Raw genomic sequence first — 20,373 nt, 5'->3', positions numbered from 1 at the left:
TGCTGGCATCCATCTTCCACGAACAATGGAGAGGGATCATGGAGGGGCTTTACGAAGAGGCGGGCGCATACTGGCCGCTGCTCATCAACGTCCTTCAGGCGCTGGTGTTCCTGGTCGTCGGGTGGGTCGTCGCCGGCGTGGCAAGCGGGCTCGTTCGGCGCCGCGTCGAAAGAAGCCCGCGGTTCGACGATACGATCGGCGGCTTTTTCGCCTCGATGGTGAAATGGCTGATCCTGGCGGTTGTCCTCATTGCGGTGCTGCAGCTGTTCGGGTTTCAGGCGACCAGCCTCGTAGCCGTGCTCGGCGCCGCGACATTGGCCATTGGCCTCGCGCTCCAGGGGACGCTCTCGGATCTCGCCGCCGGCGTCATGCTGATGGCGTTCCGGCCGTATCGGATCGGCCAGTACGTCGATATCGACGGCACCGCCGGAACCGTGAAGGATCTCAACCTTTTCATGACCGAATTGGTGACGCCCGACAATGTCCAGATCATCATGCCCAACGGGAAGGCCTGGGGCGCCGTCATCACCAATTTCTCGGCCCACGCGACGCGCCGGCTCGATCTGACCTTCAACATCGATTACGACGATGATGCGGACAAGGCGATGAAGATGATCACCGACCTCGCGGCCAAGGACGAGCGTGTTCACGACGACCCCGCTCCCTGGGTGCGGCTGGTCAATCTGGGGGACTCCTCGGTGGATCTGGGCGTGCGGCTCTGGTGTAGCGCCGCCGACTACTGGGACCTGAAATTCGACATGACCAAGCGCGTGAAGGAAGCCTTCGACAAGGGCGGCGTGACCATTCCCTACCCGCATTCGGTCGAGATCCAGAAGAAAGCTTCATGAGAAACCGCCGCCCGGCACGGCTGTTGCACGTCGGGTGGCCGCTCGGGCGGCCCGCCCCCTACGGCTCCAAATGATTGCTGACCGCAAACGGTGCCGAATGCCGCGCTCGGAGTAACGGCGGCACGGAGCGGGGTCGAAACCGTGGTCGTGGCGGAAATGGGCCCCGGAAGGACGGCCATAATGCTTTCGCGCCTGGCAGAACTGCTGTGGCCGGGTGCTATTCCATATCCGTGTCGCGCCGGAGCGTTCTTCTTCCCGCTGGATGAGGAGGTGCCGGTGCCCACTGGATGGGGAGATGCCGGAACAAACCATCGGCCGATTGTAGAAAGCCGGAAAATTCCGCGCCCGGTTGCGGCCGCCGCCGATGGGAGGGTCGACGCGTTCCGCCTTACGCGTCGAGGATGGCCACCTTTATGGCCTTACCGCTTTCTGCCCTTGCGAAGGCGTCGTGAACGCGATCAAGCCCGTAGCGATGGGTGATGAGCGGTCGAAGATCCAGCCGTCTCGACGCGATCATGTCGAAGGCCCGGTCGTAGTCACGGCGCGACAGGCCGAACGCACCGGTGATGGTCAGTTCCCTGTAGTGGATGGCGTTCACGTCCATCTCGGCAAGTTCGCCTTTGGAGAACCCCGCGAAAAGGCTTATCCGACCACCGTGGGCGGCAAGGTCGGTCGCCTGCCGCGCGAGCGCCGGGACGCCGATGGCGCAGATCACCACGTCCGCGCCGCGCCCGTCCGTTTCCGCGCGCATACGTTCCACCACGTTTTCGGCGGTGGGATCGACAACCGCGTCGGCACCGCCGGCGAGGGCGGCCGTCCGTCGATGCGCGTTCGGATCCGAGGAAATGATTCGTGCCGCCCCGCGCAACCGCGCAAGCTGCACGTGCAGAAGCCCGATCGGCCCGGCGCCCAGCACCGCGACCGTATCCGCGCTCGACAGCCCGATCTTGTTCTGTCCGTTCAAGACACAGGCAAGCGGTTCTACCAGCGCGGCCTCATCGAAACCCATCTCGTCGGGCAGGTGACGCAGGTTGCCCGCAATCACCGCCTGTGCCGGGATGCGGATGATCTCGGCGAAGGCCCCGTCGATCTCGTAGCCGACGGCAACGCCGTTCGTGCACAGGTTTTCCATCCCGCGCTTGCACAGGTGGCACCGCCCGCAGGCGATAAAAGGGCACAGGCCGACGCGGTCTCCCTTTTTCAGCGAAGCGTGGCCGCCCGTGTCGATGACCTCGCCGGCAAACTCGTGCCCGAGGATGGAGGGATAGCGGACGCCGGCCGTCTTCCGCCCGCGAAAGATGCGGATGTCCGTGCCGCAGATGGTTGCGGCGCGCACGCGGATCAGCACGTCCCCCGGTGACGGCTGCGGATCTTCGGTCGTACGCAGACCGATTTCGTTGGGAGCCGTCAGAACTGCAGCCTTCACGATCGTTATCCTTTTTGTGTGACCGGCAAGCTGTCTCACCGTGTGGAGACGTGCCGGACCGGATCCCTATCTGTGGCTTTTCATCCGTGGCGGAGGGGATGCCGGGGGAAGCTTCGGACCATCATCTGACAGAAAAATGCCGGGCGTTGTCCAATTCGGTGTTTCGCCGGCAAAGAGTTCCAGGAAGGCGATGGCCAGATTCCTGTCCTCGAACGTGTTCTCGCGAAACGACCACCAGGTGCGGATATCGCCAAGCTCGGGCGCGATATCGGAGGCAATCGAGAAATCCTGTTCGATGACGGCGGCGCGCACGGCGAGGCAGAAGGACAGATAGACATACCCTTCGGGCCAGAAATGCGCGGGCTCGTCGGGATCCTCGCGCGATTGCGTAGCGGCGGACAGTGGCGCGAAGCGTATCAGTTCCCTCAACATCAGGCCCGCCGCGAAGGTGACGTATTCCAGCCTGTGGTCCTGTGCCTTGTCTTTCTGGCTCTCGAAAGCGCGATACCAGCTCGTGAAGGCGGAGATCAGCTTCGCTTCGTCAAGGGTGAAGTCCTGTTGGGTTTCTTCGCCCACGGCATCCACGAAGTCGCGAAAGGAGGAGACGAACCAGCGCGCGCGCCGGATCGCCTTGCGGATCGGCAGCGGATTGTCCTCGAGCAGGCTGAGAGACCGCTTCATGTCAGATCCTCTCGGCGTGCTCGCGCAGCAGGCGTTCCAGCCGGTCCGGCTGATGCCGGCATGAATCGACCTCGTCCGCGACATCGTCCGCAAGCCAGCGGGAAATGTTCAATAGATCCGCTTCGGCGACGCCGGAGATCGACCGGTCCGCCAGGAGCCACAGAACCAGTGCCAGATAGATTCGGCGATGGTCTGCTTCGCCAAGGTGAATGGCGCCGTGCGCCAGCCCGGGCGCCGTTCCGACAAGTTCCCGCTCGTTCAACGCGTGCATGTAGGTCACGGCACGATGGGGGGAGTGCCTTGCCTCATACCAGCAAATCGCCGCGACGGTTTCGCTGATCAGCAGGTCGGATTTGCCCGCGGCTTTGAGGAGAACCGCGGTGCCGAACGCCGTGGCCGCGGCCATTTCGGCACTCGCCACGTCCGCGCCTTTGAGACCTGCCGCAGCACGGGCGATCACCGCGTCCCCGGGATTGCGAACCCGCATGGAAGCGACTTCGCCCTCCGAAAAATCGCGGGCGATCTGCTCCAGCCGGTCGCGCAACGGCGTCGGCAGGAGTTCCAGTGCGGGTTTCAGGCGCGAACGGGACGGAGCCGTCTTCTGGCGCAGCCCGCGCACGAAGTCTCGCAGCGGCAACGCAAGTTCGCCCGGATCTGGCAGCGTAGGCAGATGTCTCATACGGGCCTCCTGGATTTCAGGCGGAAGCATATTCTCGCACGGGCGTTTTTTCCATAAACGAAAGCGTGGTTTTAAGATCCTTCACGACCGCCTGCGAGCCGAGGCCCATCGCATTCTGCGCCGAGCTCGCCTGGCCGAGGCGAATGCAGGTCTCGATGGGCCGGCCGAGATGCAGACCCGTTGCAAAGCCCGCGTTGAAACAGTCGCCGCAGCCGCAGGTGCAGATCACATCGATGTCATAGGCGGGAATGTCGATCCTGGTTCCCTGGCGACTGCGGTACATCGCACCCTGGGCACCCATCGTCAGGATGACCGCACCCACGCCCTGGTCCAGCAGGAATTCGGCGATTTCTTCGAAGTCCGTGAGGCCCGACAGCGCCATGGCTTCCTCTTCGGACGGCATGAAGAAATCCGTGCTGGCCAGGAGCGGCCGGATCAATGGCAGATCGTCCGGCGTCGAGGCAAAGACGTCGAGCGTGGTGATACAGCCGCGCTTCTTCGCTTCGGCCATGATTTCGGCATTGCGGCCCTTGTCCATCCGGTCCATCAGGCCAACCCCGCCGATATGCAGGATCTTGGTGTCGAGCACCCGGTCGATCTGGCTGTCGTCGACGAAGAAGCCGCCGGTCGCTCCTTTCTTGTGTAGGGCAGGGCGGGCACCGTCGGGACGCGTGGTGACGATGCTGGAGGAGGTGTAGTAGCCGGCGCAACGCTGCATCATGTCGGTATCGATGCCGAACGTCCCGAGTTTCATGAGCACCCAGTCGCCCATGTCGTCGCAGCCGACCCCTCCCACGGCCTGCACGCTGAGACCGTGCTTGGCGGCCACGATCGCCGCCGAGCCCGCGGCGCCTGAAACGGCGAGCGTGAAATCGTCGACGAAACGCGTGCCGCCGCCCGGCGGGAGGTCGTTCACCGGACGACAGAGCGCGTCGAAGGTGTAGAAACCCATGGGCGTGTAGTCGAACATTCTCTTCTCCTCCCTCAGCGAAGGCGCTGGCCGGTCTCGGTATCAAAAAGGTAGATGCGTCCGGAATCGAACGTCACGCGCGCTTCGGCGTCGAGTTGGGCACGATAGTCGCGACCCGCCTTGACCTCGATCAGTTTCTCGCCGGCCTTCACCGTAAGATAGGTGACGTCACCGGTCGGCTCGACGCCGTAGACCGTGCCCGTCAGCTGTGCCCCGTCACCGCCGGCACTGCAGTCCTCGGGCCGGATCCCCAGGATGACGCGGCCGTGATGCCTCTGGCTCAGGCCCGCCACCCTGATGCCCGGCGCGGTATAGACGCCGTTCTCAAGAGTGCCTTCGATCAGGTTCATGGGCGGAGAGCCGATGAAGCCGGCAACGAACGTATTGGCCGGCTCGTTGTAGATTTCGTCCGGCGTCCCGACCTGCTGGATCATGCCCGATTGCATGATCACGATGCGGTCGGCCAGCGTCATCGCCTCGATCTGATCGTGGGTCACGTAGACGGTGGTGATCTTGAGCTGGCGCTGGATGTGCTTGATCTGGACGCGCATCGCCTGGCGCAGCTTGGCATCGAGATTCGACAGGGGTTCGTCCATCAGGAACACCTGCGGTTGCCGGACGATGGCGCGCGCAAGGGCGGCCCGCTGACGCTGACCGCCCGACAACGCGCTGGGCTTGCGATCCAGGTAGTCGGTCAGTTCGACGAGGCCGGCCGCGCGACGCACGAGGACATCGTGCTCGGCTTTGGGTACGCCGCGCATCCTGAGCGGGAAGCGGATATTGTTGTAGATCGACATGTTGGGGTAGAGCGCATAGCCCTGAAAGACCATTGCTACGTCGCGGTCGCGGGCGTCCACGTCGTTCATCACTTCGCCGTTCATGCGGATCGCCCCGTCGGACGGTTCCTCGAGGCCGGCGATCATCCGCATCGTCGTCGTCTTGCCGCAACCCGACGGCCCGAGGAAAACAACGAACTCCTGATCCGCAATGTCGATGTCGACATCGCGTACCCCCCAGACCGAGCCCCATCTCTTTTGAATGCCGGAGAGCTGAATGTGCGCCATCTTGGTTATCCTTTCACCGCGCCCATCGTCAGACCGCGCGACAGGTGCTTCTGGATGGCCACGACCACCAAAAAGACCGGCACGAAGGCGATGAAGGCAACGAGTGCGATTGCGTTGTAGATCACCCCGTCCGAGCCGCCGGTGAAATTCGCCAGTGCCACCGACATCGTGTAGGCGCTCTTGGTCGAGGCGATGAGAAGCGTGAAGAGGAATTCGTTGATGGCGAAGATCCCCCCGATCACGCCGGCGGTGATGATACCGGGCAGGATGGCAGGAATGATGATCTCCCAAAGGATGCGCAGGTCCGAGGCGCCGTCGGTCCGTGCGGCATCTTCCAGCTCCTTGGGGATGTCGAGCATGTAGGAGCGGATGATCCAGGTGACGACCGACAGGTTGATCGCGGCATAGATCAGCATCAGCGCCCAGACGGTGTCCAGGAGGTTCATCGACTTGAACAGGAAGAAGATCGGGATGGCCACGATGGCGGGGGCCATCATCCGTGTCGAAAGAATATAGAAGCCGATGTCCTCGCGGCCTCTGTACCTGTAGCGGGCGAGGGAATAGGCGGCGGGAATCGCCAGAACCAGGTCAATTGCCACGGAGCCGAGGATCGCCAGGACCGAATTACGCAGATAATAGCCCATCGGCCAGTCTTTCCAGATCATGTGCCATGCATCGAGGCTGAAGGTGGGCATGTAAATGGGTTGCGGGGTGATGATCTCGGTGCGCGGTCGCAGGCCGATGGACAGAAACCACAAGACGGGAACCAGACAGAACAGCGCCCACGCGCCGAGGACGAAGTAGCGCAGGAAAAGGCTTTCGCCCTTGGAGCGGCGTTGCGAGGCCATGTCTCAGTCTCTCCCCGAACGAAAGGCGCGTTTGACCACGAATTGCGCGGCGACGAGCGTGATGACGAGCATGACGAACGAGGCCGCCGACGCGTAGCCGAAATTGAAGGTCTTGAAGCCGATCCGGTAGATAAAATAGCTGATCGTCTCGGTGCTGCCGCCGGGCGTGCCCCGCGTCATGATGAAGACGTTGGCGAACATCGTGGTGATGTCGATCCCGCGCAGGACGACCGCCACCGCGATCACGGGCCGCATCATCGGCAGGCTGATGTTCCAGAAGATGGCGGGCCAGCTTGCACCGTCCAGGCGGGCGGCCTCTTCGATTTCCTCGTCCTGCCCCTGGAGGGCGGCGACGAAGATGATGAACAGGAACGGCGTCCACTGCCAGACGTCGGCGACGATGAGTGTCAGGCGCGACAGCCAGACGGAGGAGGTCCAGCCGATGTTGGACTCGATCAGCCCGATCCGCATGAGCAGATCGGAAATCACCCGCCCGTCCATGAAGGCCAGCTTCCAGATGAAGGCGACGGCGGAGGGCATGAACAGCATCGGGACGAGGAAGATGATCCTCCAGCCCTTCACCCAGGGGTCCCGGTAGGCATAGTACGCGATCAGGAGCGCCAGTGCACATTCAAGGATCAGTGCGGTGCCGCCGATCACCAAGGTGTTCCACAAGGCGGCCCAGAATTCCCGGTCGGCAAACAGATCACGATAGTTGTCGAGGCCGACGAACTGCCAAGTGTTGAATTTCACATAGAACAGGGACTGGTAAATCGCGTAGGCGCCCGGATAGAGCGTAATCATCAACAGAAAACAGACCGCGGGGGCGACGAGAAGGTAGGGGAAGGCCTTCTTGAGAGCCCTGCTGCGGCGTCTGAAACGGAAGCCGGCCCGTGCCGGGGCAGCGGATGCCGCCCCGGAGCCATCGAGTGTCGTGTCGATCATTGTGCGTCCCTAGAATGGGAGGGCCTTGCCCTCACCGATCCAGAGGCCCGGCGCGACCGCGGCATAGTCGACGGGTGGCTGGCCGCCGTAAAAGCCGTTGCGATCCATGATGTTTCGAACGGTCGCGGTTGCATTCTCAAGCGCTTCCTTGCCCGTGATCTGACCGACCAGCGCGCGGTTGATCTCGTTGCCGATGGCCTGCTCCATCTCGAACATCCCGGGCAGGCGCGGCGCGCACCAGGCATATTCGAGCGACTTGGCCCAGACTTCCGCCGGTTGCGAGACCTCCTGCAGGTTCGGATTGTTCAATACGGACTTGTACCCCGGCGCCACGCCGTTGGCGTTGGCCTCGTTCATGGCCATGATCGACGATGTGGTGAGGAAGGCGAGCATGAGGAAGGCGCCTTCGGGGTTCTGGCTGTTGGCCGCCACACATGACGTCGAGCCGGCGATGTTTGGCGGTGCGAAACGGCCACCGTCGATGCGCGGCTCGTAGATGGTGACGAAGTCGTCGACGATCTGCGACTGGTCCGGACGCATGGCCTGCGTGCCGGAATCCTGCCAGCTGATGTTGGTGGCCACCTGTCCGCCGAGCCACGCCGCACGGTTCTCGCCCCAGCCTGCACCGGCAAAGCCTTCGATGGCGTTCTTGGAAAGCGCGAGCAGGGTCTCCATGCCCTTCATGCCCGCATCGCCGTTGAAAACCGGTTCCCAGTTTTCGTCGAACAGCACCATGCCGGCCTGGGCGGCGATGTGCTCCCAGGTGTAGGTGGACCAGAAACCGCGCGCGCCCAAAAGGCCGACCCCGGCGACACCGGCCTTCTTGCCGTTGAGTTCGGCGGAAAGGCGGATCAGCTCGTCGTAGCTGGGGACCGAGTTCCACTTGTCGATCGGCCCGCCGAGGACCTCTTCCACCAGCGACTTGCGCAAGTGGACCATCTGGATGTCGCAATCGAACGGGATGCCGTACATCTGGCCGTTGAAGTAGCCGTAGTTCAGCCGGTAGGTGTCGTAGAAGTCGTCGAGCGGCAGTTTCCACTTGGCGGCATAATCGTCGAGCGGGGCGAGGAAGCCCGGCGCGGCGAAGTCTCCCAGCCAGGGCGAAAAGAACTGAAGAGCATCGAAGGAGGCGTTGCCCGAGATGAATTCGGCGATCGCCTTGTCGTAAAAGCTGTCGTCCGGAATCGGAACAAGCTCGACCTTGATCCCCGACAGGGCTTCGAACGGGGCGAGGCCTTCGGCGGCCGATTCCTGATCCGCCGCGCCGATGGCGAAGCGGACGGTCGTGCCGGAAAGTTGGCTGCGAACCGCCTCCCAGTCCGCCGTGCGGATCCAGTCCGTGCTGTTGTCCCAGATCGGCTTGTCGTCGGACATGCCGTAGAGATCACGGTAGTCGGCGCGCACGTATTTCGAGATCGAGATGTCGTCGAGGACGCTTTGCGGATCGGGCAGTTGCGAGGCCGCCAGAAGCCTGCCGCCCCAGCTTGCCCCGATGGCTGAAAGACCCAGGACCGAGCCACCCTTCAGAAGAGAGCGCCGCGAGAGCTTTCCAGAGATTCTCATTGTTTCCTCCTCCCTCGATTAGTTGCCGTAGCCTCAACCACTCTCCCTCAAGGCCGACCTTACACAAAGTGTTTTGAGCCGGTTCTTGCGGCTGAGGAGAACATATGAATGTTCGATATCACCATTGTTCATATCGAACCCATCGTCAACCGGGAATCTCCGTGTATCAAGAACAATTGCATTGACAAAATTACTAACGTTCACGATCCTGCGGCCACAGTGATGTACGGAAGGGCTTCAAAAAGAATGGCATCAAACATCGCCTTGACCGGTCTTGCAAAGGATCTCGCCGCACGCGCCGAGGCGGGACGGCCCGTCCGCATCGGACTTATCGGATCGGGCGAAATGGGAACCGACATCGTCACCCGGGCGACGATGATGGATGGCGTCGAGGTGGCCGCCATCTCGGAAATCGACCCCGCCGCCGCGCACAAGGCTGTGGCGATCGCCAGGCAGGATGCCGGCCACAGCAGCGATGCAGCCACGCCGGACGCGCTGAACGCGGTGATCGAGAGCGGCAAGGTCGCCGTTACCGACAACGCCGATGCGATCCTGGAATCGGGGCTGATCGACGTCATCGTCGATGCCACCGGCGTTCCCGCCGTCGGCGCCGAGATCGGCTTGCGGGCGATGGAGCGTGGGAAACACCTCGTCATGATGAACGTCGAGGCCGACGTCACCATCGGCGCCTATCTGCGGCGCGAAGCCGACCGCATGGGCGTGGTCTACAGCCTCGGGGCAGGGGACGAGCCTTCGTCCTGCATGGAACTGATCGAGTTCGTTTCGGCCATGGGCCACAGGATAGTCTGCGCGGGAAAGGGCAAGAACAACCCGCTGAACATCGACGCCACCCCGGACGAATATGCCGCCGAGGCGAAAGAGCGCAACATGAACGCCCGCATGCTGGTGGAGTTCGTGGACGGCTCCAAGACCATGGTCGAGATGTCCGCCATCGCCAACGCCACCGGCCTCATCCCGGATTGCGACGGCATGCACGGCCCTGCGGCAGGCCCGAGCGAGATCGCCGGCACGCTCGTTCCTGAAAGGGACGGCGGTGTGCTCTCCGACATCGGCCGGGTCGACTATTCGGTCGGCAAGGGTCTGGCGCCCGGCGTATTTGTCGTGGCCGAGGCTGAACATCCCCGCGTCTGGGAACGGATGAAGGATCTGAAGATGGGCAACGGACCCTACTTCACCTTCATTCGCCCCTACCACCTGACCTCGCTCGAGGTGCCGCTGACATGCGCCCGCGCGGTGCTTTACGGCAAGGCCGACATGATCCCGCTGGACCGCCCCGTGGCCGAGGTCTGCGCGGTCGCCAAGCGCGATCTGAGGCCGGGAGAAACGCTCGACCAGATGGGCGAATACACCTACCGCGCCTGGGCGATGGAAGTATCGCGCGCCCGCTCCGCCGGGGCCCTGCCGGCGGGATTGCTGGCCGGTGCCAAGGTGACTCGGGCGATCCGCAAGGGCGAACTCATTACCAGCGAGAACGCCGCGCTCCCGGAAAACGCGCACATCGTCGAGCTGCGCCGCCGCCAGGACGAAATGCTGCATGGAAAAGAGCCCACCTATGCCTGACAGCAACGTTTCCTACGCGATCCGTGCATACAGTCCGGAAGCGCTCAAGGAAGCGCTGCGGAAGATGTATCTGATCCGTAAATTCGAGGAGGGAGCCGAAGACAGTTACATGCGCGGCCTCATTCACGGCACCATGCATCTGTCCATCGGCCAGGAAGCTTCGGCCGTCGGCTCCTGCATGTCGCTGACGGACGAGGACAAGATCACGTCCACCCACCGTGGGCACGGCCACTGCATCGCCAAGAACGCCGATCTCGGCCGGATGTTCGCCGAGTTCTTCGGCAGGGAAACCGGCTACTGCCGGGGGCGCGGCGGCTCGATGCACATCGCCGATGTCGAGAAGGGCAATCTCGGCGCCAACGGGATCGTCGGCGGCGGGCTGCCGATCGCCGTCGGCGCGGCCCTTTCGGCCAAACGGCTCGGCACCGGGGCGGTCACCGTCTGCTTCTTCGGCGACGGCGCCAACAACGAGGGCGCCTTCCACGAGGCCCTGAACATGGCCGCCATCTGGAAGCTGCCGGTGGTCTTCGTGTGTGAAAACAACAAATACGGAATGTCCACCTCCACCGAGCGCTCGACTGCGGTGAAGAACATTGCCGAACGCGCCGTGGCCTATTCGATGCCCGGCGTGACGGTGGACGGCAATGACTTTTCGGCAGTGGCCGAGGCGGTGGATGCCGCGGTCACCCGGGCGCGTTCCGGCGACGGACCGAGCCTCGTGGAGAACATGACCTACCGCTGGCGCGGTCACTCCAAGTCCGATCGGAACCGCTATCGCACCAAGGAAGAGATCGCCGCATGGACCGAGCGCGATCCAATCCCGCGCATGGCCGAACTGCTGATTTCCAACAAGATCGTGACGGTGGAGGAGGTCGAGGCGCTCGAGGCCGAAGCCGAAGACGCCATCAAGCAAGCCATCGAATTCGCCAACGCGAGCCCGGCGCCGAAGGTCGAGGAAGCCGCCCGTTACGTCTATACCGAAGAGCCTGTGGCATGAACGTCCAGGACACGCCCGAAGTGCGCGAATTGTCCTATGCGGAGGCCATCCGGGAGGCGATGGACATCGCGCTCGAACGTGATCCGAGGGTCGTCCTGATGGGCGAGGACATTGGTGTCTATGGCGGCGCTTTCCAGGTGACGGGGGATCTGGTCCACAAATATGGAACCGACCGCGTCATGGACACGCCGATTTCGGAGCTGGGCGGTGCCGGAGTGGCTGTGGGCGCGGCGCTGACGGGACTACGGCCGATTTTCGAGTTTCAATTCTCCGATTTCGCTGCGTTGGCGATGGAGCAGATCGTCAACCAGGCCGCCAAGCTGCGCTACATGCTGGGTGGTGCGGTATCCATTCCCTTGGTGATGCGCTTTCCCGCCGGCTCCGGCACCGGGGCGGCGGCGCAGCACTCGCAAAGCTTGGAAGCCTGGCTTGGCCACGTGCCCGGGCTCAAGGTGCTCCAACCTTCGACACCGGAAGATGTGAAGGGCATGCTGCTTGCCGCTCTCGAAGATTCCGACCCGGTCATGCTCTTCGAGCACAAGGTCCTCTATAAGATGAAGGGCCATGTGCCTGAGGGATACTACACCACCCCGATCGGCAAGGCGGCGGTCCGGCGCGCTGGAGAAAACCTGACCATCGTGGCGACCTCGCTGATGGCGCACAAGGCCTTGAATGCGGCGGAAACGCTGGCTGGCGAGGACATCGAAGCTGAGGTGATCGATCTGCGCACCGTCCGTCCCATGGACCGGGAAACCGTTCTCGCCTCCGTTCGCAAGACCGGGCGGCTGATGTGCGTCTACGAGGGCGTCAAGACGCTCGGCGTGGGGGCGGAAATCTCGGCAATGGTCGCCGAAAGCGACGCGTTCGATTTCCTCGATGCGCCGATCCTTCGGTTGGGCGGAGCGGACTGCCCGATTCCCTACAACCCGGAACTTGAAAAGGCGGTCGTGCCGCAGGTGCCGGACATTGTCGATGCGGCCCGCAACCTGGTGAAGGGCCGCGTCTGATGCCGGTCGAGGTCATCATGCCAAAGGTCGACATGGACATGGCGGCCGGCAAGGTAATGTCCTGGCATGTCGCTCCCGGCCAGAAGGTCGAGAAGGGCGATCCGCTTTTCGACATCGAAACCGACAAGGCCGCGATGGAGGTGGAAGCGCCCTATGGCGGTTTCCTCCATCATCCCGTGGCAGAAGGTACGGAAGTTCCGATCGGTCAGCCCGTTGCGTGGCTCTATGCCGAAGGAGAAGAGGTGGATGCTCCGCCTGCGGGCGCCCTGTCCGATGCACCCGATCCCGCATCGGTGGAAGAACCGGAACTCGCGCCGAGAGCGTGGCCAGCCCCTGAACCGGAGGCCACCCATGCTGCGCCTGCGCAGCAACCGGGCCATGGCATTCGCGCCACGCCCCTGGCCCGTTCCTTGGCACGAAAGTCCGGGGTGGAGCTCGACGGCATCGCCGGCACTGGCGTCCGCGGCCGTATACAGGCCGAGGATGTGCGTGCATTCCTGGACAGTGCAAGACCCGGCGCCGGGCCGGCCCGTTTCACGCCCGAAGCGGGTGCGCTCGCCGTCACCCGATCGAAGGGCGGCGAGGGTACGCCTGTGGTTCTCCTCCACGGCTTTGCGAGCGATGCGGCATCCTGGGCGCCGTTGGAAGCGCATCTCCATCACCGTCCGGTCATCCGGTTCGATCTGCCCAATCACGGCAAGTCGCCCAAGCGCCGGATCGCCGATTTCGCGGCACTCGTGTCCGAGCTGCGCCATGCCTTCGATGCGCTCGGCCTGGACAAGGCGCATCTTGTCGGACACAGCCTGGGCGGGGCGGTCGCCCTTGCCCTTGCCGATACGCGGCCGAGGTCCGTCGCTTCCCTGACCCTCATTGCGCCCGGTGGACTGGGGCCGGAGATCAACGACGCGGCCTTGTCCGGAATCTGCAGGGCATCCCGGCCCGAAAGCCTCGGCCCCTGGCTGAAAACGCTGGTCGCAAGGGAAGAACAAATCACCGATGCCTATGTTCGTGCCGCCATGGCTGCCCGGAAAGATGCCGAACTGCGCGCGGCTCAGGCGGCCATGTGCGATGTGCTTTTCCCCGACGGCGTCCAGGCCTTCGACCTGAAAGCCGCGCTCAAGCGTGTCGAGATACCTACGCGAATCCTCTGGGGCAGGCAGGATCAGATCATTCCGTGGCGTCATGCGTTGCATGCGCCGGGGCGTGTGGCACTGCATCTCTTCGACGACCTGGGCCACATGCCTCAATTCGAAGCGGTGGACGAGGTTGGTAACTTACTGCGCACGCAACTATGGTGATCTGGTGGAAAATCGGATCGTCAGGAAGCGACAAATGCCAGAAGACCAAGCCGCTGTAACGAACGGCACGCGAGAACGCGCGGCAACGGATCCGCACAATCAGATGCGGATCCGGGCGGCCTGGCTCTATTTCGTGGAGGGCGTGACCCAGTCGGAAATCGCCAAGAAGCTTGGCGTGAACCGCATCCTGATCACCCGGCTCCTCTCCGAGGCCCGCAAGCGCGGCGAGGTGATCATCCGCATCAAGTCCGACTTGGCGTCGCTGGTGGAGCTCCAGCAGGGTCTCGAGGATAGGTTCGGTCTGTCCAAGGCGATCGTCGCTCCCTTCGACGACCCGGAGGGCGATCCCACACGCGTGATCGCCCTGGCGGCCGGAGGCTATGTGTCCGGGCTGATGATTCACAACATGACGATCGGGGTCGGCTGGGGGCGAACGCTGCACACCATGCTTCCCTTCGTGGAAGGACGCGCGCTCAGAGGTGTCCGGGTCATCTCGCTTCTTGGCGGCATCGCCCAGGCCCGCCGTTTCAACCCGGCCGAGTTCGCATGGCAGTTCGCCGAACTGTTCGACGCCGAGGGATTTCTGATTCCGGCCCCGGCCATCGTCGATTCGGCGCAGACCAAGCATGCCCTGCTCGAACATTGCGGTCTGGAGCAGATCATGCAGATGGCGGAGACATGCGACGTCGCGCTCTTGTCCTGCGGCGGAATCTCCACCCTGACCACATCCTACCGGTTGGGACATGTCTCGGAGGCGGAAAGGCAGTCGCTGATCAAGGCGGGAGCCGTCGGAGACATCCTCTACAACTTTCTCGACAAGGACGGCCGGCCCGTGGACCATCCCGTCAACGAGCGGTCCATTTCCATTTCCGTCGATAGGCTCGCACGGGTTGCAAACAAGGTTCTGATTTCCGGAGGCGTCGAGAAAACAGGGATCATGCGCGCGACGCTGAAGTCACTGCGGCCGAGCGTCTTGGTCACCGACGAGATGACCGCCCTGCGCCTGCTGGACGAGACCCGCTGAGCATTCCGCGAGTGCCCACCTGCGGTGCCGCGTTTGTCCGGACGCCGCCGACCGCGAGTTCGGGCGTGCCGACCTTCAGACGATCCGGCTTGAAAGAACCCTCCCGGGAAGGGCGGTTAGCCGGCTTTCTCATCGGCCAGTACAATTGATTCTCGTAGCCTGTGCCGTTCCCTGGGGTACAAGAACCATACAGGCTCGGGGCTAACTCATCATACAATTCATCAAAAGCATAGTATCACTTTTTCCCCACTGACATGGCTTGAGACTCGGCGAGCGACTCCCGCTGCCCGCTCGGACGGGACGGAGCGTTCCACCACGTAAACAAAGCAATCTCTGGCGGATTTGGGAGTGCAGTGTGGTTGCACGCGTCCATTTCGGTGGGCTGCTCAGATGCTTGCGCGTGCCGCGTTGGCGCGTGAGTGTATCTTTAAGCGGCAGGGGAACTTGACCGCTCTGCAAAGTCATCATATGAATTTTACCACAATGGATCGGATGGCCCTTTCCGGCTGCCGTTGCATACCGCCGCAGCTATCGGCTCGGCGGAGAGGAGGGGAGCGGTCTTGGCGGCTCCGTCGCAAGGGATCGGTGACCTGAAGGCGCGTTCGCATGGCTGCGGCGCGTGCAACGACTGCGAACTGCAATTCAGGGAGAGAGAGATGTACGGAAAATTTCTGTCACTGCTGGCCGCTGGGGCCATCGGTGCGCTCATGTCCTCGGCGGCACTGGCCGACTATCCGGAGAAAGACATCCGCGTGATCGTGCCGTGGGGCGCGGGTGGCGGCACGGACGGTATCGTGCGCAAGCTCACCTCGATCGCCGAGAAGAACCTCGGCACTTCCATGTATGTGGAGAACATCGAAGGCGGCATCAGTGCCACCGGCGTCTCCCAGGTCATGAATGCGCGCCCGGACGGCTACACGATCGGTGCGCTTACCTACGACAGCGTGGTGACCGTGCCCTGGCAGGGGTTGCTGCCGAGCTATGATCTGGACAAGCTCAAGCTGATCGCCCGCGTCACCAGTGAGCCGGATGCCGTCATCGTCGGTTCCGACACCCCGTACGAAACCTTCGACGACCTCGTCGCCGCAGCGAAGGAAAATCCCGGCTCCGTGAAGGTCGGCATCCAGAACATCGGTTCGCGCTTGCACCTGGCGATCCTGCAGCTTCAGGACGAGACCGACACCGAGTTCAAGATCATCGCCTATCCGGGCGGAGCGGCACCCCAGAAGGAAGCCGTCCTCAATGACGAGGTCGATGTGGTCGCCACCAGCCTCGGTGATTTCGCACCGCTTCTGGAAAGCGGCGACGTGCGCGGCATCCTGGAGTTTTCCGAGACCACCAATCCGACCTTCAACACCGTGCCCACGGCCAAGGAAGCGGGTCTCGATCTGCGCATCGGCAGCTTCATCGTGTTTGCAGCACCCGCAGGCACGCCCGATGAGGCCATCGAGGCCATCGAACAAGCCTATAAGGAGGCACTGGAAAGCAACGAGTTCCAGAGCTGGGTCGCCAGCGTGGGCGTTACCCCGGACTGGCTCGGCACTGATGAGGTCACGCAGTGGGCCGACGAGACGAGTGAGACCCTTTTCGACCAGATGGACATGCTGGTCGAACAAGGTGTCATCAAGAAGTAGACCCGCTTGCGGCCGCCGGGATGGCCTGCCGGCGGTCGTGCCTCGGCGCATCGCCCGGACCGGATCAACCGGACCCGGCCTTCAGTGGGCGGGATGCGCCGATCCGATAGTCCGCAGCATGTCCGGAGGGCACCCATGGCGATGCGAGAAATGCGCTGGAGGAACCGGCTTTTCGTGCCTGTGTTCCTGCTCGTGCTGACGACGATCTATGTGGCGGCTGCCTTCCGCATCTCGCCGCAATTCAGCGAGGGGCTTGTCGGGCCGCGCTTCCTGCCGCTGGTTTCCGCCCTGCTCATGTATGGCGCGCTTCTTCACATCATCCGCAACGAACTTGTTTCCGGCGAGGAAAGCGATAAGGGCGGTTTCTGGCGGCCGGCGGCGATCGTCGTTGCGACGGCTGCGTATATCGCCCTCTTCAAGCCGCTCGGCTACAGCGTTTCGACCCTCGCTTATGTCTGTGTCCTGTTTCACATCTTCCGCTATCACGAAGGTCGGCCGCTGCGCCGTCTCATCTACGCGATCGCCGTGACGGCCGTCTTCTACGGACTGTTCGCGCTTGTCTTCGGTGTTCGGCTGCCAACGCTTCTGGATCTCATCTGATGGATTTCTTTCTCGAGCTTTTCCAGGGCTTTGCCGTTCTCGCCCGCCCGGACGTCCTGGCATACATGGTGCTCGGCTTTTTGATCGGCACATTCTTCGGCGCCGTCCCCGGCCTGACCTCCGTCCTGGCGATCGCGCTGCTTCTGCCGATCACCTATTCCATGGACGTGGTGCCTGCGCTCGTCATGTGTGCGGCCATCTTCATGTCGGGCATGTATGCCGGCAGCATCACCGCGACGACGATCAACATCCCCGGCGCACCGTCCTCCATGATGACGGCCATCGAGGGGCACGCGCTGATGAAAAGGGGGGAGGGCGCCAATGCGCTCGGCCATGCCGCCCTCGGCTCGATGGTCGGCGGCAGTCTCGGCGCACTCCTTCTCATGGCCCTGATGCCGCTCGCCGCCAAGGCATCGCTGCTGATCCAGACACCGGGAAAATTCTCGCTGGTCCTGTTCGCCCTGGTGGTGATCGTCATTGTCCAGCGCGACGCTCTCGCGAAGGGGCTGGTCGCAACAATGTTCGGCGTCATGATCGGCACGGTCGGCATCGATGTGATGCAGCCTATTCCGCGTTTCAATTTCGGCACCGAGATGCTGGTAGAGGGCATCGACATGATGCCCATCATCATCGGCACCTTCGCCATCAGCGAGGTGCTCTACCAGGCACACCGGAATCACGGCGATATCCGATTTTCGTCTTCTGCCTCCACCGTTATCCGCCGGCGCGATTTCCTGCCATCCTTTGCGCAAATCCGTCAGATCGGCCTCTTCACCTATTTGAAGAGCGCGCTGCTGGGATACGGCATCGGCATTTTGCCGGGTGTGGGAGGGTCGATGGCGGCGTTTGTCGCCTATGCCGATGCCAAGCGTCGTTCGCGCGCACCCGAGGAATACGGAAACGGCAGCCGCGAGGGCATCGCCGCGGCGGAAGCGGCCAACAATTCCATGTGCGGCGGCGCCTTCGTGCCCATGCTCATGTTCGGCATCCCGGGCGACCCGACCACGGCTATCGTGCTGGGGGTGTTGGTCATCAACGGGCTGCAACCCGGACCGCGCCTCCTGGAGAACCAGACGGAGCTGATCGCCCCCATGTTCGCTTCGCTCTTCGTCAGCGCACTCGTCCTTGTCCCGCTGACTCTCTTTCTGCTGGGGCCGTGGTTCGTGCGCATCGTGTCCATTCCCAAGGGCTTGCTCTACGCCTGCATCGCGGTGGTCGCCCTGGTCGGCAGCTATGTGGCCACCTTCTCGGTCTTCCAGATGGCGCTGGCATTGCTGTTCGGCATCCTGGCTTTCTTCCTGCGCCGGCAGAACTACCCGACCGTGGCTCTCCTTCTGGGATTCATCCTCGGACCCGACCTCGAGCAGTATCTGCGCCGCTCGCTCTCGCTCAGCGACGGAAATCCGATGGTCTTCCTGACAAGCCTCGACAGCCTGTTCTTCCTCATCCTGGCGGCCGTCTTCATCTACTTCATGGCCATCAGGAAATCGAAGGAAGCCGGGATCGAAAGGAAAGCGGCGGTCGAACGCGAGCCCTAGCGACCGGGCCTTGGCCATGCGGCGCTGCACATAATCTCAGGCATCCGCCTCGGGCATTTGGGACCGAACCTGCCAATCGAGGCCATTGCCGCGCCGATCCCTCCAGCACGCGGTCTGAGTGGGCGAAGTCGACGCACGAAAACGAGGTCGACGGTCTCCAAAACATTGTCAGATTCCAAGAAGCGGTGCTAGCGTTGAAGCAAAGAACAACCGGGGCTGAACCCGGTCCCTGATTTGGGGCGGACGGCAGTTGGACCGACGCAGATCGGATGGGAGGAGCAATCATGACTGGGAAACTTGGCATGAACCGCCGGGACGCCACCGCACCTGCGGTGACCCGGCGCACGATGATCGCCGCCCTGGGCGGAATGTCGCTGGCAGCCTGCGCGTTGACAGGACTGGCGCCGGCCGCCAAGGCGCAGAACGCCGAGCCGGTAAAGGTGGGCGTAATGGGGCCCTTCACTGGACCGGCAAGCCGCACCGGCGAGGGCATTCAAAAGGGCGCCAGGATGGCGCTGGAAGACGCGCGCGCGGACGGCATGCTGCCCGTCACCATTGACGGCGAGGAGCGTGACATTGAGTTCGTCTGGGTCGACAGCCAGTCGAGCCCCGAAAAGGCGGTGAAGGCCGTCAGTGACGCGGTAAGCCGCCAGGGCGTGCAGATCATGGTGTCGGGCTGGCATTCCTCGGTCGCCATGGCCGTTTCCGAAGCAGAGATCGGAATGGACATCGTCCATATCGGCCACGGAGGAGAATCGCAGTTCATCTGCGAAAAGATCAATCAGGATCCGGAGAACTACAGACACTGGTTCAAGGGCTGGTCCTCGCCGCCCATTTTTGCGGGGCTCTACGGCGAGCCGCTCCAGCATTTCATGGACGAAGGGCTTTGGCAGCCTGAAAACATGAAAGCCGCCGTTGTCGTCGAAGATACCGACTATGGCCGCGGCTGGGGCGAGGCGCTGGCGAATTCGCTGGAAAAGGTCGGTTTTGACGTCCTGCCCTACGATGTCATTCCGCTGGACGAAACGGAATTCACGCCTCTCCTGGCCAAATACCGGGCGCAGAACGTGTCGGTAGTGGGAATGACGGTCACCGGTAACGTCAGCGCGTCGAACTTCGTCAAGCAGTTCCATCAGCAGCAACTGCCCGCATTGCTCATCGGTCACGGCCTGACGTGGTTCAGCGAATGGCACGAATTGACGGGCGAGGCGTCCAACTACGTCATCACCATGGATTCACCGCGCGTGATTGCGCCTTATCAGCAGGAATGGGTCGAGCGCTATCGCGAGAAGTTCGACGAGGATCCGTCCTTCGCCCCGGCCGGCCAGCAAGGCTACGACTACATGATGACGGCGATCAAAGTGCTCCAAAATGCCGGCACGCTCGACTTCGATACATTGGTCGAGGAAGCGCGCGCCATCGATCATCAAGGCGTGTGGCAGCGCATCAACTTTGCCGAGGAGGCGGGCGAAAGCGCCTTGTGCCCCGGTGAAGTGCAGGTGGGCGGCTTCGAGGAAGGTTTCTTCTTCCCGCTGGTGCAACTCATGGACGGCGAGGCGAAGATACTCTGGCCGTTGGAACATGCCCAGGCCGAATTCCAGGCGCCGCCCTGGCTGCAGTAGCGCACAGTCGGCGAGCGCGGGAGGCGAATTGAACATCGGTTCGCCCTC

The 20,373-nt window shown here is 62.9% G+C and carries 18 protein-coding genes; 10 read left to right on the top strand and 8 right to left on the bottom strand.

Annotated elements, in window-relative coordinates; all coding sequences use genetic code 11:
* Window positions 1-38 precede the first annotated feature (38 nt).
* Window positions 39-848: a mechanosensitive ion channel family protein gene (locus tag ACFP9U_RS04450; protein WP_378619334.1), complete on the top strand. Its 810-nt coding sequence runs from the start codon at window positions 39-41 to the stop codon at window positions 846-848.
* 388 nt (window positions 849-1,236) lie between these two features.
* On the opposite strand, the gene ACFP9U_RS04445 is transcribed toward ACFP9U_RS04450, so the two are convergent.
* From ACFP9U_RS04445 to ACFP9U_RS04410, 8 genes are all read right to left on the bottom strand, one after another.
* Window positions 1,237-2,274 carry a zinc-dependent dehydrogenase gene (locus tag ACFP9U_RS04445; protein WP_378619332.1) on the bottom strand — a complete coding sequence of 346 codons (1,038 nt, stop codon included), beginning with the start codon at window positions 2,272-2,274 and terminating at the stop codon, window positions 1,237-1,239.
* 66 nt (window positions 2,275-2,340) lie between these two features.
* Window positions 2,341-2,955 (bottom strand): hypothetical protein, encoded by a 615-nt coding sequence (locus ACFP9U_RS04440; protein ID WP_378619330.1) that lies wholly within the window; start codon window positions 2,953-2,955, stop codon window positions 2,341-2,343.
* 1 nt (window position 2,956) lies between these two features.
* The gene (locus ACFP9U_RS04435) at window positions 2,957-3,634 is read right to left on the bottom strand and encodes a hypothetical protein (protein WP_378619328.1); all 678 of its coding nucleotides are present in this window, start codon (window positions 3,632-3,634) and stop codon (window positions 2,957-2,959) included.
* A gap of 16 nt (window positions 3,635-3,650) precedes the next feature.
* Entirely contained in the window at window positions 3,651-4,604 is a 954-nt protein-coding gene (locus ACFP9U_RS04430; protein ID WP_378619327.1) for a carbohydrate kinase family protein, read from the bottom strand.
* Window positions 4,605-4,618: 14 nt separating this feature from the next.
* Window positions 4,619-5,668, bottom strand: coding sequence for an ABC transporter ATP-binding protein (locus ACFP9U_RS04425; protein WP_378619325.1), 1,050 nt, complete (start codon window positions 5,666-5,668; stop codon window positions 4,619-4,621).
* 5 nt (window positions 5,669-5,673) lie between these two features.
* Entirely contained in the window at window positions 5,674-6,516 is an 843-nt protein-coding gene (locus ACFP9U_RS04420; protein ID WP_378619324.1) for a carbohydrate ABC transporter permease, read from the bottom strand.
* 3 nt (window positions 6,517-6,519) lie between these two features.
* Window positions 6,520-7,461, bottom strand: coding sequence for a carbohydrate ABC transporter permease (locus ACFP9U_RS04415; protein ID WP_378619322.1), 942 nt, complete (start codon window positions 7,459-7,461; stop codon window positions 6,520-6,522).
* Between the two features lie 9 nt (window positions 7,462-7,470).
* Window positions 7,471-9,024 (bottom strand): ABC transporter substrate-binding protein, encoded by a 1,554-nt coding sequence (locus tag ACFP9U_RS04410; RefSeq protein WP_378619320.1) that lies wholly within the window; start codon window positions 9,022-9,024, stop codon window positions 7,471-7,473.
* 246 nt (window positions 9,025-9,270) lie between these two features.
* Here ACFP9U_RS04410 and ACFP9U_RS04405 point away from each other — a divergent pair, with 246 nt between their 5' ends.
* From ACFP9U_RS04405 to ACFP9U_RS04365, 9 genes are all read left to right on the top strand, one after another.
* Window positions 9,271-10,605 carry an NAD(P)H-dependent oxidoreductase gene (locus tag ACFP9U_RS04405; protein ID WP_378619318.1) on the top strand — a complete coding sequence of 445 codons (1,335 nt, stop codon included), beginning with the start codon at window positions 9,271-9,273 and terminating at the stop codon, window positions 10,603-10,605.
* A complete protein-coding gene (locus tag ACFP9U_RS04400; protein ID WP_378619315.1) occupies window positions 10,598-11,602 on the top strand; it encodes a thiamine pyrophosphate-dependent dehydrogenase E1 component subunit alpha in 1,005 nt (334 codons plus the stop codon). Before ACFP9U_RS04405 ends, ACFP9U_RS04400 begins: the two co-directional genes overlap by 8 nt.
* On the top strand, window positions 11,599-12,609 hold the full coding sequence (locus ACFP9U_RS04395) for an alpha-ketoacid dehydrogenase subunit beta (protein ID WP_378619314.1): 1,011 nt from the start codon (window positions 11,599-11,601) through the stop codon (window positions 12,607-12,609). The genes ACFP9U_RS04400 and ACFP9U_RS04395 overlap by 4 nt, the downstream gene beginning before the upstream one ends.
* 17 nt (window positions 12,610-12,626) lie before the next feature.
* Window positions 12,627-13,907: an acetoin dehydrogenase dihydrolipoyllysine-residue acetyltransferase subunit gene (locus ACFP9U_RS04390; protein WP_378619312.1), complete on the top strand. Its 1,281-nt coding sequence runs from the start codon at window positions 12,627-12,629 to the stop codon at window positions 13,905-13,907.
* A 34-nt stretch (window positions 13,908-13,941) separates the two neighbouring features.
* Window positions 13,942-14,931: a sugar-binding transcriptional regulator gene (locus ACFP9U_RS04385; protein ID WP_378619311.1), complete on the top strand. Its 990-nt coding sequence runs from the start codon at window positions 13,942-13,944 to the stop codon at window positions 14,929-14,931.
* Between the two features lie 656 nt (window positions 14,932-15,587).
* On the top strand, window positions 15,588-16,565 hold the full coding sequence (locus tag ACFP9U_RS04380) for a Bug family tripartite tricarboxylate transporter substrate binding protein (RefSeq protein ID WP_378619309.1): 978 nt from the start codon (window positions 15,588-15,590) through the stop codon (window positions 16,563-16,565).
* 135 nt (window positions 16,566-16,700) lie between these two features.
* Window positions 16,701-17,165: a tripartite tricarboxylate transporter TctB family protein gene (locus ACFP9U_RS04375; RefSeq protein WP_378619308.1), complete on the top strand. Its 465-nt coding sequence runs from the start codon at window positions 16,701-16,703 to the stop codon at window positions 17,163-17,165.
* Window positions 17,165-18,703, top strand: coding sequence for a tripartite tricarboxylate transporter permease (locus tag ACFP9U_RS04370; protein WP_378619306.1), 1,539 nt, complete (start codon window positions 17,165-17,167; stop codon window positions 18,701-18,703). Before ACFP9U_RS04375 ends, ACFP9U_RS04370 begins: the two co-directional genes overlap by 1 nt.
* 284 nt (window positions 18,704-18,987) lie before the next feature.
* Window positions 18,988-20,325 (top strand): ABC transporter substrate-binding protein, encoded by a 1,338-nt coding sequence (locus ACFP9U_RS04365; RefSeq protein WP_378619305.1) that lies wholly within the window; start codon window positions 18,988-18,990, stop codon window positions 20,323-20,325.
* Window positions 20,326-20,373 lie beyond the last annotated feature (48 nt).

It is taken from the genome of Nitratireductor sp. GCM10026969 (assembly GCF_042660605.1).
Taxonomy (GTDB): Bacteria; Pseudomonadota; Alphaproteobacteria; order Rhizobiales; family Rhizobiaceae; genus Chelativorans.
The sequence above is the reverse complement of the archived record's forward strand: the minus strand, read 5'-3'. Positions and strand labels throughout refer to the sequence as shown.

Coding starts and splice junctions, on each gene's coding strand:
- ACFP9U_RS04450 (WP_378619334.1), top strand. CDS start 39: ATGGAGGGGCTTTACGAAGAGGCGGGCGCATACTGGCCGCTGCTCATC.
- ACFP9U_RS04440 (WP_378619330.1), bottom strand. CDS start 2,955: ATGAAGCGGTCTCTCAGCCTGCTCGAGGACAATCCGCTGCCGATCCGC.
- ACFP9U_RS04435 (WP_378619328.1), bottom strand. CDS start 3,634: ATGAGACATCTGCCTACGCTGCCAGATCCGGGCGAACTTGCGTTGCCG.
- ACFP9U_RS04430 (WP_378619327.1), bottom strand. CDS start 4,604: ATGTTCGACTACACGCCCATGGGTTTCTACACCTTCGACGCGCTCTGT.
- ACFP9U_RS04425 (WP_378619325.1), bottom strand. CDS start 5,668: ATGGCGCACATTCAGCTCTCCGGCATTCAAAAGAGATGGGGCTCGGTC.
- ACFP9U_RS04420 (WP_378619324.1), bottom strand. CDS start 6,516: ATGGCCTCGCAACGCCGCTCCAAGGGCGAAAGCCTTTTCCTGCGCTAC.
- ACFP9U_RS04415 (WP_378619322.1), bottom strand. CDS start 7,461: ATGATCGACACGACACTCGATGGCTCCGGGGCGGCATCCGCTGCCCCG.
- ACFP9U_RS04410 (WP_378619320.1), bottom strand. CDS start 9,024: ATGAGAATCTCTGGAAAGCTCTCGCGGCGCTCTCTTCTGAAGGGTGGC.
- ACFP9U_RS04405 (WP_378619318.1), top strand. CDS start 9,271: ATGGCATCAAACATCGCCTTGACCGGTCTTGCAAAGGATCTCGCCGCA.
- ACFP9U_RS04400 (WP_378619315.1), top strand. CDS start 10,598: ATGCCTGACAGCAACGTTTCCTACGCGATCCGTGCATACAGTCCGGAA.
- ACFP9U_RS04395 (WP_378619314.1), top strand. CDS start 11,599: ATGAACGTCCAGGACACGCCCGAAGTGCGCGAATTGTCCTATGCGGAG.
- ACFP9U_RS04390 (WP_378619312.1), top strand. CDS start 12,627: ATGCCAAAGGTCGACATGGACATGGCGGCCGGCAAGGTAATGTCCTGG.
- ACFP9U_RS04385 (WP_378619311.1), top strand. CDS start 13,942: ATGCCAGAAGACCAAGCCGCTGTAACGAACGGCACGCGAGAACGCGCG.
- ACFP9U_RS04380 (WP_378619309.1), top strand. CDS start 15,588: ATGTACGGAAAATTTCTGTCACTGCTGGCCGCTGGGGCCATCGGTGCG.
- ACFP9U_RS04375 (WP_378619308.1), top strand. CDS start 16,701: ATGGCGATGCGAGAAATGCGCTGGAGGAACCGGCTTTTCGTGCCTGTG.
- ACFP9U_RS04370 (WP_378619306.1), top strand. CDS start 17,165: ATGGATTTCTTTCTCGAGCTTTTCCAGGGCTTTGCCGTTCTCGCCCGC.
- ACFP9U_RS04365 (WP_378619305.1), top strand. CDS start 18,988: ATGACTGGGAAACTTGGCATGAACCGCCGGGACGCCACCGCACCTGCG.